Origin of the sequence: Methylobacterium sp. E-065, assembly GCF_022829605.1 — a bacterium.
Classification (GTDB): Bacteria; Pseudomonadota; Alphaproteobacteria; order Rhizobiales; family Beijerinckiaceae; genus Methylobacterium.
The window spans coordinates 1-15,813 of record NZ_JAKSYD010000235.1 but is presented as its reverse complement, the minus strand read 5'-3'; the positions used below and the strand labels follow the sequence as shown (position 1 = coordinate 15,813).

12 protein-coding genes and 1 pseudogene are annotated in these 15,813 nt (G+C 65.9%); 7 read left to right on the top strand and 6 right to left on the bottom strand.

Annotated elements, in window-relative coordinates; genetic code table 11:
* Positions 1 to 7: 7 nt before the first annotated feature.
* From MKK84_RS27390 to MKK84_RS27380, 3 genes are read right to left on the bottom strand one after another with little or no spacing between them, the layout of a single operon-like run.
* Positions 8 to 2,176, bottom strand: a complete 2,169-nt coding sequence (locus MKK84_RS27390) for a hypothetical protein (protein WP_243925130.1) — start codon at positions 2,174 to 2,176, stop codon at positions 8 to 10.
* Positions 2,173 to 2,886: a class I SAM-dependent methyltransferase gene (locus tag MKK84_RS27385; RefSeq protein WP_243925129.1), complete on the bottom strand. Its 714-nt coding sequence runs from the start codon at positions 2,884 to 2,886 to the stop codon at positions 2,173 to 2,175. Before MKK84_RS27385 ends, MKK84_RS27390 begins: the two co-directional genes overlap by 4 nt.
* Positions 2,883 to 3,989 (bottom strand): glycosyltransferase, encoded by a 1,107-nt coding sequence (locus MKK84_RS27380; protein ID WP_243925127.1) that lies wholly within the window; start codon positions 3,987 to 3,989, stop codon positions 2,883 to 2,885. Before MKK84_RS27380 ends, MKK84_RS27385 begins: the two co-directional genes overlap by 4 nt.
* 596 nt (positions 3,990 to 4,585) lie before the next feature.
* On the opposite strand from MKK84_RS27380, the gene MKK84_RS27375 reads away from it, so the two are divergent.
* Positions 4,586 to 5,743 (top strand): hypothetical protein, encoded by a 1,158-nt coding sequence (locus MKK84_RS27375; RefSeq protein ID WP_243925126.1) that lies wholly within the window; start codon positions 4,586 to 4,588, stop codon positions 5,741 to 5,743.
* 97 nt (positions 5,744 to 5,840) lie between these two features.
* Here the strand turns inward: MKK84_RS27375 and MKK84_RS27370 are convergent, their stop codons facing one another.
* Positions 5,841 to 6,488 (bottom strand): hypothetical protein, encoded by a 648-nt coding sequence (locus tag MKK84_RS27370; RefSeq protein ID WP_243925124.1) that lies wholly within the window; start codon positions 6,486 to 6,488, stop codon positions 5,841 to 5,843.
* 790 nt (positions 6,489 to 7,278) lie between these two features.
* Here MKK84_RS27370 and MKK84_RS27365 point away from each other — a divergent pair.
* The 5 genes and pseudogenes from MKK84_RS27365 (at position 7,279) to MKK84_RS27350 (ending at position 11,352) form a co-directional block, all read left to right on the top strand.
* Entirely contained in the window at positions 7,279 to 7,515 is a 237-nt protein-coding gene (locus MKK84_RS27365; RefSeq protein ID WP_243925123.1) for a hypothetical protein, read from the top strand.
* A gap of 517 nt (positions 7,516 to 8,032) precedes the next feature.
* Positions 8,033 to 8,947, top strand: coding sequence for a hypothetical protein (locus MKK84_RS27360; RefSeq protein ID WP_243925121.1), 915 nt, complete (start codon positions 8,033 to 8,035; stop codon positions 8,945 to 8,947).
* Between the two features lie 247 nt (positions 8,948 to 9,194).
* On the top strand, positions 9,195 to 9,551 hold the full coding sequence (locus tag MKK84_RS27355) for a hypothetical protein (protein ID WP_243925119.1): 357 nt from the start codon (positions 9,195 to 9,197) through the stop codon (positions 9,549 to 9,551).
* A 223-nt stretch (positions 9,552 to 9,774) separates the two neighbouring features.
* Positions 9,775 to 10,035 (top strand): annotated as a pseudogene (locus MKK84_RS35565) (lactonase family protein); the annotation flags it as partial.
* Positions 10,036 to 10,191: 156 nt separating this feature from the next.
* Positions 10,192 to 11,352 (top strand): Ldh family oxidoreductase, encoded by a 1,161-nt coding sequence (locus MKK84_RS27350; RefSeq protein ID WP_313899372.1) that lies wholly within the window; start codon positions 10,192 to 10,194, stop codon positions 11,350 to 11,352.
* 588 nt (positions 11,353 to 11,940) lie between these two features.
* On the opposite strand, the gene MKK84_RS27345 is transcribed toward MKK84_RS27350, so the two are convergent.
* Positions 11,941 to 12,585: a hypothetical protein gene (locus MKK84_RS27345; RefSeq protein ID WP_243925118.1), complete on the bottom strand. Its 645-nt coding sequence runs from the start codon at positions 12,583 to 12,585 to the stop codon at positions 11,941 to 11,943.
* A 369-nt stretch (positions 12,586 to 12,954) separates the two neighbouring features.
* On the opposite strand from MKK84_RS27345, the gene MKK84_RS27340 reads away from it, so the two are divergent.
* The gene (locus tag MKK84_RS27340) at positions 12,955 to 13,455 is read left to right on the top strand and encodes a hypothetical protein (RefSeq protein ID WP_243925117.1); all 501 of its coding nucleotides are present in this window, start codon (positions 12,955 to 12,957) and stop codon (positions 13,453 to 13,455) included.
* A gap of 99 nt (positions 13,456 to 13,554) precedes the next feature.
* On the opposite strand, the gene MKK84_RS27335 is transcribed toward MKK84_RS27340, so the two are convergent.
* Positions 13,555 to 15,813: type IA DNA topoisomerase (locus MKK84_RS27335; RefSeq protein WP_243925115.1), on the bottom strand; the 2,259-nt coding region annotated here is incomplete at its 5' end.

Here is a 15,813-nt window from a genome sequence, read left to right as displayed (position 1 = left end):
CCGGACCTCAGCCCGGAAGGCGGTGCGGTCTCAGCCGGCGCGACAGCATGAGGCCGACCAACGCGATCGCGGCAAGCGCCGAAACGGTGAGGCCCGTGCGCAGACCGGCCGGCACGTACTGCATGGTCAGCACGCCGTCTCCGGCCGGGATGAGTGCCGACAGCAGGAAGTCGTTGACGGTCTCGACGGCCAGCGGTGCGCCGTTCCAGGCCGCGGCGTAGCCCGGATACCAGGCGCGCGCCCAGACGACGCGTCCGCCGCCCGGTGAGGTGACGGCGTAGCGTCCCGACGCCGCGCCCTCCGCGGCCGCGGTGACGGTGAAGCCCGGTGGCCCGGCCGAGAGCGTTCCGGGCAGGGTAGAGCCGCCGCCCACCCGCTCGAACAACTCGGCCGCCACGCCGCTGCGCCGGGTCCAGCCCGGTCCGGCGACGGCAGCGAAGCCGTCCGCGCGCGGCCCTCGTTCCACAGCGACCCGCGCCACGCGCGCGAGATCGAGGGTGCTGGCGCCGGTCACGGGGTCCGGGCGCGCCAGCCGCTCGGCGGCCTCCGGGCAGGTCGCCCCGCCCCGCCACATGCAGATCGCACGGAAGCCCCGCATCGGCATCGGCGAGTAGCCGCCGACCACTGCGGCGTCGGTCAGCAGCGGCGTGTTGGAATGCGGCAATTCGGTGAACAGGGCGCCCTGGGCCGGCGGTGCCATCGGGGTGCGATGGTAGTCGGTATCGTGGAGGACCAGCATCGTGTCGCCCGGGCGCAGGGGTGGAGCGACATAGGCCGAACGCGCCATCGGCGCGGGCCATGTGCCGACCTGCTCGTTGACCGGCATGGTCGTGGTGAGGATCGCGAACACGACCGCGTGGCTTGCAGCGATGATCGCGAGACGCGTCGTCCCCTCCGCCCGCAGCGCCAGCGCGGCCGTGAGGGCGATGAGCGCCGTCAACCCGATCTGGAGCGTGAGCAGGCCTGGATCGCGGACGAGCGCGACCGCGCCGCCGATCGCGATGAGCCCCAGGGTCCGGCCCGGCGCCCAGCGGTCCCGGGTCGCAAACCAGGCGGCCACGATGGTGCAGCCAATCTGAACGTAGGGCAGGAAGCGGAACGGCCAGCGCAACTGCGATACGCCGGGTGAGATCGCGAGCAGCGCGATCACCGCCGTCACGGCCAGCAACAGGGCGACGCCGCGGCTCTCCGGCTCGTTCAGCCGTGCCCGGGAGGCGTTCACCAGGGCGACCGGGACCCACCAGGAGACGTACTGGGCCGGCGGCCCGACATGCATTTTCAAGCCGCGGAATCCGAGCCAGGTCTCCGGCCAGACCGGCACGCCCATCGCCAGGATCACGGCGAGCGGCGTAGACAGCATGTCGTGGAACAGGACCTCCGGCTGGCGGGAACTTGTCCCGATCGCGGCCGCGAGCGGCATCCAGGCCGGGGCGGCGAGTAGCCCGCCGAGCCCGGCAGCCAGGGCAATACGGGCGCAGGCCCATCCGTCGCGGCCGGCCCAGAAGGCCAGGGGGAGAGCGACGCCGAGGCCGGCGAGGAGCGCCGCGTCGGAGAACGGCCAGCCGCTCGCGATGGTCATAGAGACGGCGCCCGCGGCCGCGGGCACGAAACCCGGTGCCCGATAGGCCCGGATCAACGCGGCGGTCGCCCAGGACAGCCAGGCGGTGCTGACAAGGCCGGGGATCCACGTGATCGCGCCCCAATAGATGATCCATCCGCTCGTCGCGGCTGTCAGCCCGGCCAGCATGGCGGCCGCCTGGCTGACACCGACCACGCGCGCCAGGGCGTAAGTCCCGCCGGCGAGCAGGCCGACATGGACGAGCACGAAGAAGGCCGCCGCCTGATCGAGCCGCGCGAACCCGTCGAGTACGAGGTAGAGCAGGAGGCTGACGGGGTTGAACAGCGCGTACTGATACTCGGCGAGGAACGCGCCACCCTGGAACAGGCGCGGCGTCAGGAACGGCAGCTCCCCCGCCTTGATCAGCCGGGCGATCTCCAGGAACCCCGGCATGAAGTAGGCTTGATAATCGTCCGTGAAGTAGAAGGTCGGGGTGTGGGCCAGCGGAATCGCCGCGGTCGCAACGGCGAGACAGGCGGTCAGCAGGCCCCAGCCGAGTTCGGTGCCGCGCGACAGGCTGACAGGCGGCGCCGCACCGGTGATCAGCCCGGCGCTCATCGCGTCCAGACCCCGACGACCGACTTTCCGGCGCGGAACCCCAGCCAGGGATCGAGGCGGCGCGAGATCGGAACCATCAGGCGGTCCCAGGCGGAGATCTGGCCCGCGCTCGGCATCGCGCTCCGCAGGACCAGACGGTTGCCCAGTGAGGCGCCGAACCCGACCGCATCGAGGTAGTCGAGCCGCACCCGCCGCAGGCCGTCGGGCGCAGCCGCGCGCAAGGTCGCACGGGTGTAGCGCCGCTCGTGTCCGATCGCGGCATCGAAGGGCGCGTAGAGGAACGGATGGGCCGGCGAGAGCACGATGAGGTGGCCGCCGTCTGCCAGGCGCGAAGCCGCCCCCGCAAGCTCGCCGTGATCGTCGCGGATATGCTCCAGCACGTCGATGTACAGGATGGTGTCGAAGCGCTGAGCGGGGTCGAGGTCACGGCTCGTTCCGCGCAGCACCCGTGTCCGAGCCGGCAGCCCGCCCGACGCGATCCGCGTCGCGAGGTGCGCAGCGAAGCGTGCATCAGGCTCCAGACAGGTCCAGGCCGTGATGCCTGTCCGCGGGGCGAACACCTCCGCCGTCGCGCCCAGTCCGGCGCCGACATCGAGGACGCGGCCGCCGACGAACGGCGCGATCACGTCGGACCAGTAGCGCTTCCAGTTGCACGCGGTCGCGAACAGCTCGAGTTCGGTCCCGACATACGCGGCGTGCGGGGCCGTCACGCCGCGCGCTGATCCGCTGGCCACTTCGCGTCTCCGTCTTCGGTTTTCTCCGCGGCGGGAGCCAGCAGGAACCAGTGCGCATCGCGGGCCGGCACGGTCTCGGGCAGTGCGCGCCGGTTGAGGTGGGCCGCCGCCGCCGTCGCCGCGAGCAGGGCCGCCTGGAACAGAACAACGAGGAGCAGGCCGCCCGCGTTCGTCGCCCAGCCGGGCATGGCGAGGTCGGTGCAGAAGCGGACGAGCACCACGCCGATCATCGCGACGACCACGCCGCATCCGAACACGGCCAGGAGCACGAGCAGGCGTACGAGGCAGACATCCTCGAACACCGCGATGGCGTTGAGCCCGTGCCGGATCAGCGCCGTCGCGTTCATGGTCGAACGCCCGACGTAACGCTGGCCGCGGTCGAGGGGGATGCGGCGGAGCGGCAGGCCGGAGCGGATCAGGCTCGCGGCGAAATGGCTCCACAACGCCGGGGCATGGACGAGCCGCGGCAGATGCGCCGGTGGAATCGCGCAATAATGTCCGAAATCGATGCGCCGCCCCGTGCAGAGCCGGAAGACCAGTTTGAACAGCCCGTAGCCGAGCGCGAAACGGGCGCCCTCGAAGCGGCGTCGGCGCTGGGCGCAGATCACGGCCTCGGGGTGGGCCGCGGCTTCCGCGACGAGCCGCGGGATATGCTCCGGCGGATCCTCGCCGTCGCCATCCATGACGAGGATCGCGCGGTAGGCACTCGCCTGCTTACTCGCCTGGACGAGACCGACCGCGATCGCACGCTGATGGCCGAGATTGGTGGCCAGGACCGCCGGGCGCAGGCGCAGCCGGCGTGCCGCGTTGGCGACCTCGGCCAGCACGCGCTCCCCCGATTGCCAGGATCCGTCATCGACGATGATGAGGTCGGCGTGAAGATCAGCCTCGACCAGAACTGTGTCGATCGCCTGTGCCAGGATGCGGAAGGCGGCCCAGTCGTTGAAGACGGGCACGACGATGGCGATCGGGCGGGAATCGTGTGGCGAGGCCTGCGGAGGTTGGCCCAGGGCGGTCAGTTCGGAGGCGACCCGCGCGAACCGCTCGACCTCGCTCGGCTCCATGTTGCTCTCCGCCACGTCTCCGCGTGCAACCGCCGCGTCAGACCGTCGAAGACTGGTTGGGCAGCGTAAACATTCGATTAAAAGCGGCGTGACCGCTTTTATACCGCGAGACCTTTGGCAACGTCGCTGCCTTGATCCGGTCGAAGCTTGATGTGCTCACGGGGGCGATCGGGACCGGCGCGATCACTCGTGCTAAGCTTGTTCTCGCCGATGCAGCCAAGGCCGTCAGCGGCCTTGAAGCCTGCCAGTAAGGGAGCAGCCGTCGCCCGGCACATTCAGGATCGCCACCGAGCGTCCAGCGCCCGCACGGATCGCGAGCTATCTCGATCGCCTACGAGGCGTCGGCAAACCCGCACCCCGGAAAAGATAAAGCCCGCCAACGACTTGGCGGGCTCACATCTATCAATTGGTGCCCAGGAAAGGACTGGGCGACTGCCCGAGTAAGGCATCGATATTACAGACACTTAAGCGCTGACCGAACCCGCCTTGTATACCGGTGGTGCATGCCGGTCGCAAGCCCTAAAGCTTCAGCTTTCGCTTGCGCAAACGGATGTTCCTTCCCCAATCGGAGTGCGATCTCCCAGGTTGTACTCCGAGCGAGTGAGGCGGCTGTGACTAATAAAAATCGACCACCCCAAAAATTGACGAGAGAACAAATCAAGGGCAGATCGCTGGGGCAATCCAACAGAATTGATGGAGACATCAACCCTTGCGGAGCGGCTACGAGCGATTTTAAAAGTGCAGAGGACTACAGCGCTGATAAGCAACGATATACCGAGGCCCTGCGGAATGAAATTGGATCTGAAGCAATTTGTACCCACCCTGCGGTCAACCCACTTAGCATCATGCGGGAAGCAGATGACCGGCCGATGTCAGCCGCAATCTTGGCGAAGAAAGCGTGCGCACTAATTGGTATCGGGCATCATTCACGCGTTCATGAGATGTTGATCGTCGCTTACTACATCGCTCTCAAATTTATACTTCACGATCACTGTTATTCACTACTAGCTTCTGAAATATCTGACGCAAGATACACCAATGGGCCGCCTGTGGTTCTTATCAAAAAAAATTTCTTGCACTACCTATTCCTATACATATTTTACCAAAGCGGTATGGAAAGCCGAGATCGTGCCACGCAATACGCTCAATCTCTGCAGTATTATTTCGACCTAGACACACCCCTAGCTGAAGTTGACCGGCTTTTGAAAAAGCATGGCCAGAACAACTTGCGCAAAGCAGCTCAGTATCGCGCTAAGATCTTGGCCGGCGCACGCGAGTGGCTCGACCAAGGGGGCGACCCAACCTCTGTGACGATGGAGGAAGTACTTGAGGCTTTGGTGAAAGACAGGGAGCAAAGCACATTAGCCGAGAAGAACGGTGCGCCCTTGATTGACAGTGATATCAAGATCTCCGCAGGCGATCAAAGATTTAAGCCCAGGATCGACGAGATCAGCGGCGATGCCGAATGGTTAGAGGCGAATGATCCGGCTCGAAACCCAGATGCCAGCTACGATGATGAACACAATCAGTCTGAATTACTCGACGATATCTCCATAAACGTCAAGTCACTGGAGCAGACTAAAATACTTTGCGAAGAGATGCTGACATTGACGGCACGTATGATAGATAATGTTATGACTTTCGAGACTAACGATTTTGAGAGGGATGCGATGTTGACGTTGATACGGCAATCTTGGGTCAAACTGATGATGTTGCACGTCCGAATCAACGAGCCGCACGGGGCACCGTTGGACCCTGAAGCCACATAGACGTTGTTGCGCTTACCCCCGCATCGTGGGGTTACACCACGATGCGGGGGCGATCCGATGCTGCTTCGCGCCCGCATGCCGGCAACCAGTCTGCGCTTCAGCACAAGGCACGGTCGTCCGACAGATCCCGCATACCGAGCACTGCCCCCGCACCGCGCTGTCCCTTAAGCAGGCCGCCCCGCATCGGCAGCTCCGACCGGCTGCGGGGGAGGATGAACACCCCATCCTCGCCGAGCAGCCCCCGGCGTAGGGCCTTCAGCGTGTAATCGACGACGGCGCCGAGGTCGTGGGTGATCGGCACAGCATGCAAGCGTAGCAGGGGGTAATCCGAGTGCACGTAGATGCCCTGATCGCTCGCAAAATGGTCGGCGATAGGCACGGGCAGCCGGGAATGGGCGGCGGGGGGCTGAAAATCGATGACGTGCAGATGGCGCCCGTCGTTGACGGTCACGTCGGCCAAGCTCTGCTTAGCATGCTTGAAGACCGGGTAGTCGGGGCTGCAAATCCACAGCGGGAGGCGGCCGATGCTCGACAGGGCATGCGGATTGCGGCGCACGCGGGTGATGAAGCGCCCGTAGACCCGCTCCGTCTCACGTTCCATCTGGCGCGCGACGGCCGTAGGCGTGCCGCGCAGCTGGCGGAACATGAGGGTCAGCAGGGAGGGCGTCCAACCGTCTTCCTGCAAGCGCAGGGCCCAATCCCCGTAAGCGGCGGCGATCTGGCGGGCGGCGGCGGTGCTGCTCATGGGATTCATGGTCTCCAAGGTTGCTCAGGAGGTTTTGCTTCCTAAATTGGGCTGATTGGGCTCGTATCTTGTCGTTCAGCAGGGGCTATACTGCACATGCTTTTCAGCGCTGACATGGTGATCAAGGCATGGGTATTCATATACAGGCGCCGTTTTTGAGCATCTGCAGTAAGCATTCTGAAGTGACTTTGCTGCGCCTTGGCTTTGCTCCAACGGCATTGCATCGGTCACATTTTCAATTGGTATTTACCTGAGACGCCAGACCTGGGTGCGGATGACTGCTACATTGTGATCGGCAGCCCCGCGCCGGATCCCGCTTGTTTTTGGACGCGCCGATAGCGGTTGAAACCGCCACGCTCGCCTCCCCGGTGCTGCCGCCTATCGCTATCTCCTCGACGCCGTCGCATCGCTTGGCGCCATTAGGCAGCCAGAAAGGACATCACCGCCGCGGCCCACTCTTGCTGATGGCCTGATGCTGTTCGGTGTCGACGAACGCGGGCGGATAGACGCGAGCTGAGGGGACCCAGCGAGGCTGCTGACGCCGTTTCCGCCCTCGGCAGCAGGCAGATAGCGGGAGGCGTGGGCTGAGCTATCAAACCCCTGGTGAGCGTCCTACAGGCCGACAATTTGGCCAACACGCCTCCGGCAAGCTCGTGTTGACTGGCGGCGCCGATGAGGAGGGCTGCAGCGCTGTAAAGGTCGCTGCAACGATGCGTACCGGCTGCGTGAGGCGTCTGTCTCGTCACGTAAAGGCTCTGTGATGGCACTCTGCCATCGTTGGAGAAGAACGATGACCAGACTCGAACAAGTCCGAACTCGGCGCGTGAAACTGCGCGTGTCGCAGGATCAACTCGAAGCCGCTTTGGATGATGTGATTCCAACTCTGTCCCTGCCGCCCACGGCGGCTTTTGAGGCAGTGCTCGCCTACGCCATCGACGGCTTGGTGGCGCAGAAAACCTTCCGGAATAAGGAACAAGCGCTCCGGTGGGTTTCCCGCGCGCTCAGCAAACGGGGCCTGATTGGCTGAGGGGGTTACCCCGGACACAAGCGGTGTCCGGGGCTGCTCACTGCCGACATCGTCGAATTTAGAATTAAGTGACCACGACCTCTCGTTTCCTTGGGGCAGTGACGCTGCACGAGTGAAGGCGTCTTCGACTGTGCTGATCATCGACGCTTGCCGGCGCCGGGTAAAGCGCCGAGCCGGGCCGAAGATGGTCTTGGATGTTCGCGCGGATACAGGTGATACGGTGATGGCGAAGCTAAAAATTCCCCATATATCATGGCGGCGCCCCGGGACGGGCGCATCGGTGTTTCGTGCGTGCCTAACCCAGCGCGCCGATCAGGCGCATAGAGGTGCTTGCCCCCTTGTAACGCAACACACCCCGCCAACCCCTCGCCCCACGGCCTCAAACGGCCCACAGAGCCCCGCTACAAGCCCGCCTGAGGCCCTTTCGCCCCGAACCTGCCCCGAACCCCCGAGTGCCCCTTCAAGACGCTCACGGCCCCGCCGGCGCCTGAAACCGCGCAAGCGGTCGCCGGCCCGGTTGCCTTGCAACACCTGGCCGAGGTTCCTCGCGTACCACACCGATGACCCGCGCAGCATCGCCCGCAGCGAGGAACGTCGGCTTGCCGCCGCTCGGCTTTCGCGTGCAACGCGCGACGAAATCGACCCCGAGGCGGCGTTCCGCTTGTCGGCCTGCAACTACGCGGCCCGAATCGCGTATGCGCAGCTCGCGACGGATCACGTCACCAGCTTCACCGCCGCGCTCCCCCGGAGCGCGCCGATTTTCTGGGTTACCCTGATCCGCGACACCTACACCCTTCCCTATGACACGGCCGCCGATCTCGACCTCTTCAAGCTTCAGCAGTGGGCGCGTGCTGAGTTGCGGGGAGCCAGCTTCGTCGGCATGGTGGAGGCCGCCCTCTACACCAATGCTGATGCTGTTCGGACCAACTGGAAGCGGGCGATCTCTTGGCACCTGCATCTGCTGGTGTGGGGCATCTCCAAGCAGCGGATGACGGAGATCCGCGACAGCCTCAACAGGCGCTGCCGCACCCTCATCCCCGGCGTTGCGGCCGCCCACTTTCGCCCCGTTCGACCCGAGAAGGTGGAGGGTCAAGTCCTCTACATGCTGAAGGCGCCCGTCAACGAGTACCGCATCATCGCCGAAACTCGTGGGGTCGCCGATCCAGCGCCCGGTGAGCCGCTGCGCGAGTTCACCGGCAAGTTCGCGAGCAAGAAGTATCAGCTGGGCCCTGGCGACCTCGTTCGCATGGCGAACATGCTGGCGGGCAAAAGGCTCGACAGGCTGGCCTTTGCCGCCGGCGACGGCCGGGCGGTCCTCAGCGCCCTCAATTGCGCGGCGCGGGCTACCGAGCGGGCTTTCGCGGCTCAGGAGCGTGATCGCGCCGCGAGCCAGCGGAGCATGGCTCGGGCGCAACAGCGGCGACGCCGCTAGGGGGGGGCTGCATCGTTGCTGGCCGGTGCGGGCGCGAGTGCACCGAACGCAGGGGCCGTCCTCCGCGGCACGCAGTGACTGTCGTGCCGCACCCCGTCGCCCGCCGACGCGGGATATCATGGGACTTGGGAGCGAGTCAGTTTCGAGGCGCGCCCCTCATGACCGCCTGAGCCTGCTGCTCGCCCCGCGGAGCCGGCGCGTAAACATACTCGCCGACGGCCTCACGCCGCGGTGTGAGCGGAGTCGCATGATGACCGAAGGGCAGTACCGCAATGAACTAAAGCCGACCTTCCAGGCTCTGTTGCCAGCCTACGCCACGGGACGCCCACATCGAGCGGGCTCGCCTGCGGCACAGGTGTTGACCGAGGATGATGGCGAGCGGGCGCGCGATGCCCGCGCCCTGCTGTTGAGCGATGAGATCCGGCGCGCCCATGCCAACGCCTGTGACCTGAGGGTTGTCGAGCACGAGTGCGAACACCTCACCCGCCTCGATGAGTGGGACGCCGCAGCCGGTGTGCTGGATGTCGCCCTTACCCTGATGTGCGAGTTGCTCGGCACACAACTTCGCCCGCGCCCTAGCAGACATCGCCGCCTATACCGCTGAGGATGGCCAGCATAGTAGCGAGAACGTCTATAACGTCCTCGACAACCTGCGCCACGAATAGCTGGCGGCACCAGGTCCGTCGTCAACTGCGCAGCCCGATGCGGTCGTTTGAGCGCGTCCGGTTGCCTGCTGCGTGACCTTCGAGCGGACAGCGTCAAGCGCGGCGTGATTCCGTCGTGCAAAACGGTTCAAGGCTGCCGATGGCCTCGACCGGCTCACCTATGAGGCGGGCAGCGGCCGCCTCTCGCCGCTCGAGATCGTCTCCACGCTGCCGGCCAGCTGCCTCAAGACCAGCCACGCCGCCGGCATCGCGTTGACCCCGTGCGGGCGCTGGCTCTACGTGTCGAACCGTGGCGACGACAGCATCGCGGTCATCGCGGTAGACGCCGCGGGCCTGAAACCGACGGTCTGGATCCCGACCGGAGGCGCGAAGCCGCGTTTCATCACGCTGGACCCCACCGGGCAGACGCTGCTGGTCGCGAACGAGGACAGCGAACGATCGTATCCTTCGCCGTGGATCAGGTCACCGGCGCTCTCGCCCGAACCGGGCAGGCGGTCGAGACCGGATCGCCCGTCTGCGTCGTGTTCGGCAGCCCGGCGGCATGATGGATCAGCGCTCCGCGCCAGAGCCGTTCGCTGCATGTCGGCGCAGGGCCGCGCGCCGCCACGGCCTGCCGAACCCGGCGATGGCTGGTGGCCTTCCTCCTCACAGATCGAATCCCCGTCCGATCTCGGATCCGCGCCCATGACCGACGAGCGAATTTCCCCAGACCGGCTGCGCGCCTTCGCGACGGCCGCCTACGCGACCACCGGTATGCCGGAGGATCGGGCAACGCTGTGCGCCGACACGCTCGTGCAGGCCGATCTCTGGGGGCACCAGTCGCACGGCGTCATGCGGTTGCCCTGGTACATGGCACGGTTGCGGGCCGGCGTCTGCGATCCGCTCGCCGAACCCGAACTCGTGGTCGACGGCGGTGCGATCGCGGTCCTCGACGGCCGCGAGGCCATGGGACAGATCTCGGCCGCCCGCGCGGCGCAGGAAGCGGTCGATCGAGCAAAGCGGCACGGCATCGGCGCCGTGGCGGTCCGCAACTCGAACCACTTCGGCACCGCGATGTACTTCACGCTGATGGCGGCGCGCGCGGACTGCGTCGGTTTTCTCTCGACGAACGCCAGCCCCGCCATGGCGCCCTGGGGCGGGCGGCGGAAGGTCGTGGGCAACAATCCGTGGTCCTGGGCCGCACCCGCCGGCACCCACGCGCCTCTGGTGCTCGACATCGCCAACACGGGCGTAGCCCGCGGCAAGATCTACCTCGCGCGTCAAAGGGGGCAAACGATCCCGGAAGGCTGGGCGATCAACGCTGAGGGCGCGCCGACCATCGATCCGCAGGAGGCGATCGACGGCATCATCCTGCCCATGGCGCAGCACAAGGGCTATGCCATCTCGGTCGCGATGGACATGCTCTCGGGTGTACTCACCGGCAGCGCCTTCGGACCCGGGGTGCACGGGCCGTATCAGGCCCGGGAACGCAGCGGCGCCGGTCACCTGATGATCGCCCTCGGTATCGCGGCGTTCCAGTCGATCGAGAACTTCGGCGCGCGCATGGAAGAGATGATCGCGGGCCTGAAGGCCGTCCCGCTGGCACAGGGATACGACGAGGTCTTCTATCCCGGCGAGATCGAGGCTCGGAACGACGCCGATCATCGGCGCGCCGGGTTGCAACTGCCCGACGACACGCTGGACGACTTGCGAACACTCGCGGGCGAGATCGGGCTCGCGGACCGGCTTCCGTTCTCCTGAGCGGTGCGGCGTCCGGGGCTGGTCCGGGAGCGCTCAGGCCCCCGTGGAGCGTCGCGACGTTTCGGGATCGAGCAAAGTCTGCTGGCGCGGCGAGACGGCCACGGATCCTGTCCCGGTCAGCCCGCAGAGCGGCGCGGGGAGCCTCCTTTGCCGCACGCCGCTCGGCCCGCACACGCCGAGCCCGTTGCGGTGGGTGGTGTTCGATTGCGGCAAGGCCTGTTTAGTCCAGCCGTCTTCGACGCGCTTTGCTCCAAATCAGGCCGGCCGCTGTAGATGAGGACTGTCCCAGCTGGCGCAAGCGGCTTTGCAGGCCTCTCAGCGTCCGCTTCGGGGCCAATGCCCTCATCGGTTGAATGACCGAGATGGGCGCATTGCAGAATGTCTGCTTGCGGGCGGCCCCTCAACCTCTACGATCCATCCTGAGCCAACGTTGTCGACGTTGGGCACACGACCTCTTTGGGGAAGCTACGGCAACCGTCCGCATGCCCGACGCCGGTGCCATCTGATCGTAGAAACTCCCGCCTCATCGAAGCTCGTCGGCCGGCAAAGCTTGAGCCCTGCCGGCCAATTTGCACATTCGCGTTGAGTTCAGGCTTCGGCTGCTGCCGCGGCATTAGGGTGCAACAAGGCCATCTCATCGCGTCGGCGCATCAGCAGTGGCAGATCCGGCCAGTCGCGCCACTGCAGGGTGAACTCGCCGCCTGGCTTCGAGGCGACTACAACCGCCTCGTACCAGCCGTCTTCGTCGCCCTCGGTGATCAGTACAAGGCTGCCGATCGCGATGCCGGCCCAACTTCGCGGGTAGCGGGGATTAGGTGGGCCTGACCCGCCAGGGCAGCCATCATCGCCGTCAGCAAGCTTCTCAGGACTTTGCGCGGCCGACCTGATGCTGCTGATGGTAGGCCCCGGGGATCCGCCAGCGAAGGCTTGCAGGCGCTCATAGACCTCCTTGGCCACGAACGGCACGTAGGTGCGACCCGAGCTGAACACTCGGCCCTGTAGTAGTTCAGCGGCGGCTGAGCGCTGGGCATCATCGCACAGCACGAGCGCGCGGAACCCGATGGTCGCGGCGGCCTTCGTCGCCAAGCTCACATCCGGGGTTGGGAACCAAGCGGCGTGGGGTTTGCCGCCCTTGTCGGCGCCGAACACGATGAGGGCCGGCGTCGGCTTGGCGAGCGGGCTCTCGGCTGGGGTCAGCGCGCCTTTGGTCTTGGTGGCGGTGGCTGCGGTCATAACAGTCTCCAGAAAAGCGAAGGGGGCCTCGGATGAGACCCCCTCGGGATGGTTGAGGTTGGTGCGGAAGGCTGGGCGAAGGCGTTAAGGCAATTTCGCATCAGCGTGGGTGGTGGGTGCCTCATGACGGCCCTCGACGAAGGCTGCGAAGCAGCGGCCCAGCGCCTAGTTAGCAGATTATATTCCTATTCGTCAAGTGGGCTGTAGGCAAGGCGCGGCACGTCACGCCGCCAAGCCATTGCAGTCGCTAGCCGCAGGCAGTGGCAATGGGTTCAGGGCGATCGTCTGAATTCACGCGAGGATCTGATGTGGCCAACTCGTAAAAGCTCAGTGGATGCACCTCAGCATCTCCAGACGATGAGTGAAAATATGGAAAAGGTCAGCAATCTGAGCAAATGGCATCTTAAACGCGAGGCCGAGCTTGAGGTCATGCGCCGTGAAAGCGAGATCAACACTCTGCGGGACTCAATTACGGAGCGGATTGGTAAGCTCGCCTTGGCGATCGGTCCCTGGCAAGCTGCGGCCGAGGCGGCGGCGATGAGCAGCGTCATGTTGGAAGCCTACATGGAAGCAGGTAAGCCGAAGGCGAAGCCGATGGCAAGATTCGGCGCCTTTTTCGAACGCATCGACGGCAAGTCGCCTCGCACTGGTGTGCATGAGATCGACGCGCTACGTCGCTCGCTTTGGCGCTGTGTTCTGAAGCTAGCCGATCAGATCGAGCCTATCCCAACCATGAAGCAACTAGTTATGCGAGTCGATGAACTAATCGACACATCTGAGAAGCGGGGCCAATGGAACGTGGACCGGAAGTCATCATTACTGATTTCTTCAAGCGCGCGGATGGAACGAGCCTCATTTAGATCAAATTGAGCGCTGAGGCCGCACGGATCTCACACTCTGTGCGGCCCGGTCATCACCGACCTTCAACAACCGGTTCATGAAAGGGCTGTTTTACCCCCTTCGGTCGCTTCATGCTTGACGTTGTGGTGCTGGCTGTCGCGAAGTCGGTGCCGCCCTGCCCCGCCGCTTGCCTCGCCCGGCAGGCTCCCTGGCTTTGGCTGCGCCGGAACTCGGCGTCTCCGCTCCACGCTGCGGCCGAGCGGCGTGCGCGTCGAGGAAGCGCCGGCATGCGCCGAAGTCGGTCTCAGCCTCCGGCGGGCAAGTGATGCCACGCTGCTGGGCCAGATTGTGTGCGTACTTGAGCATCGCCGCGCTCGGAGTCCGGCGGTCACGGGATTGATCGGCGTCGCCCTCCTGAGGTACGCGTGGCCCGGCGTGGGTGTCGAGAAAAGCCCGGCATACGCTGATACTGCTCTTGCAGCCACGCGGCAGCTTCACGCCCTTTCTCTCAGCTAAGCTCGCCGCAAACGACACCATGGCCGGCGTCGGAGGCCGGTTGTCGGACTGACCGGGCGGGATCAGGCTCGGATCGAGGCTGACGACGGGCGAGTTCGCGATCGCGGCGATCAACTCATCGAGGCGCGCGCGCGTGCGTTGCCGGAAAGCGTCGGCGCGCTCGACGGCCTCGGCCCGCGTGGCCGCGCGACCGATCTCGGCCAACTCCGCCTCGAACAGGGCGCGCCCGACCGGGTCGCCGTAGGCTGGGAACACGCGTCGCACCGCCGTGATGAAGGCAAGCCCGACCTCGGTCATCTCAATGGCCGGATCCTTACCGCTGGACAACGTGATGTAGCGGCTCTTCAGGAGCTTGGGCAGGATCGTGTCGCGGGTGGCGGCCGTGCCGAGACCCTTGGGCTCGTTCGGGTTGACCGGATTCTCCAGGGCACGCTTGACCGCCGGGTCATCGACTTGGTCGATCAGTCGCCCCATCACCACCGGCAACTCGCCGCGGGTGATCCGCCGCGGCGGTTCAGTCGTCGCGGTGGCGACATCCGCGCTCGCGGCCGAGGCTCTCTCGCCATCGTTCACGAGCGGCAGGCGCGCGGACGTGGCCTCCGCCTCGCGCTTGGCCTTGCCGGGCACGACGTCCGCTTCCAGCTCGGCCTCGCTGCCGTAGATCGCGCGCCACCCGGGGGGCCGTATGACACTGCCTGAGACGGCAAACCGCTTCAGGCCCAGCGGTGTCCCGACCTCGACCGTGACGCTCGTGCGCGCATCGATTCCGTCGTGCAGGTGGGCGGCGAGGTACGCCTTCGCGACGAGTTCCCACAGCCGGAATTGATCGGCTGACAGGCGGCTGCGCTCAGGCACCTTGCGCAGGGGTACGATGGCGTGGTGCTCGCCCGGATCTTTGACGTAATGCCCCTTCGCACCACGGCGGATTACCGGCACACCGTCCCGTGAGATGAGGCTGCCCAAGTCGGTCAACACGGAAGTCACCGCTGCGACCACCGTCGCGGCGTCAGCAGCCTGCCCCTCTGGCAGGTATTCGGACTCGGTGCGGGGGTAGCTGAGATAACCCTGATCGTACAACTCCTGGGTGAGCCCGGCCGTGTGCTGCGGGTCCCAGCCGAACCGCTTGGCGCAGCGCCGCGCCAAGGTGTCCTTCGAGAACAGCCGCGGCGGTGCACGGCGCACATCCTTGTGCTCGACGGCCAGGGGGCCCGACCATGCCGCGGCGACGGCTCGGATCGTCTCAGCGACGCCCGCGTCGAAGATCCGCTCCTTCGGCGCATGCCACAGGGTCAGCGTGGCACCGGACTGGGTCCCGAGGTGCAAGGCAATCTTGAAGAAGTCCTGCGGCACGAAGGATCGGATGCGCTCCTCCAGGTCGGCCAGGATGGCGAGGGTGGGCGTCTGTACGCCGCCGAAGCGCCAGGGTTCCCGGAACGCGGGCGGGCGCAGGCGCAGCGAGATGGCTCGCGTGCCGTTCAGGCCGAGGTGATAGTCCTCGTACTGCCTGCACAGCGCTTCGAGGTAGGCGGCGTAGTCGCGCTCGCCCGAACCCGGCTCCTTGGCCAGGGCCGCGAAGGCGCGGCGGATCGAGACGTCGTCGAGTGCGCCGAGCTTGAGCCGGTCGACGCGGCCGCGCCAGCCCAGGTGTTCCAGCACCTCCCAGGCGATCATCGAGCCCTCTCGGCCGGGATCGGTGGCGATGATCACACGCTCGACGCCGCTCAGCGCCTGCCGGATGGCGGCAATCTTCGGCTCGTGCGACTGGCCGGACCGGTTGGTGCCGCAGCTGACCGGGATCGTGGCGAGCTTGATGGGCAGGGCGTCGAAGCGCCAGGGCTTCCACTCGGGCCGGATGCTGCCCGGCTCCTCGGC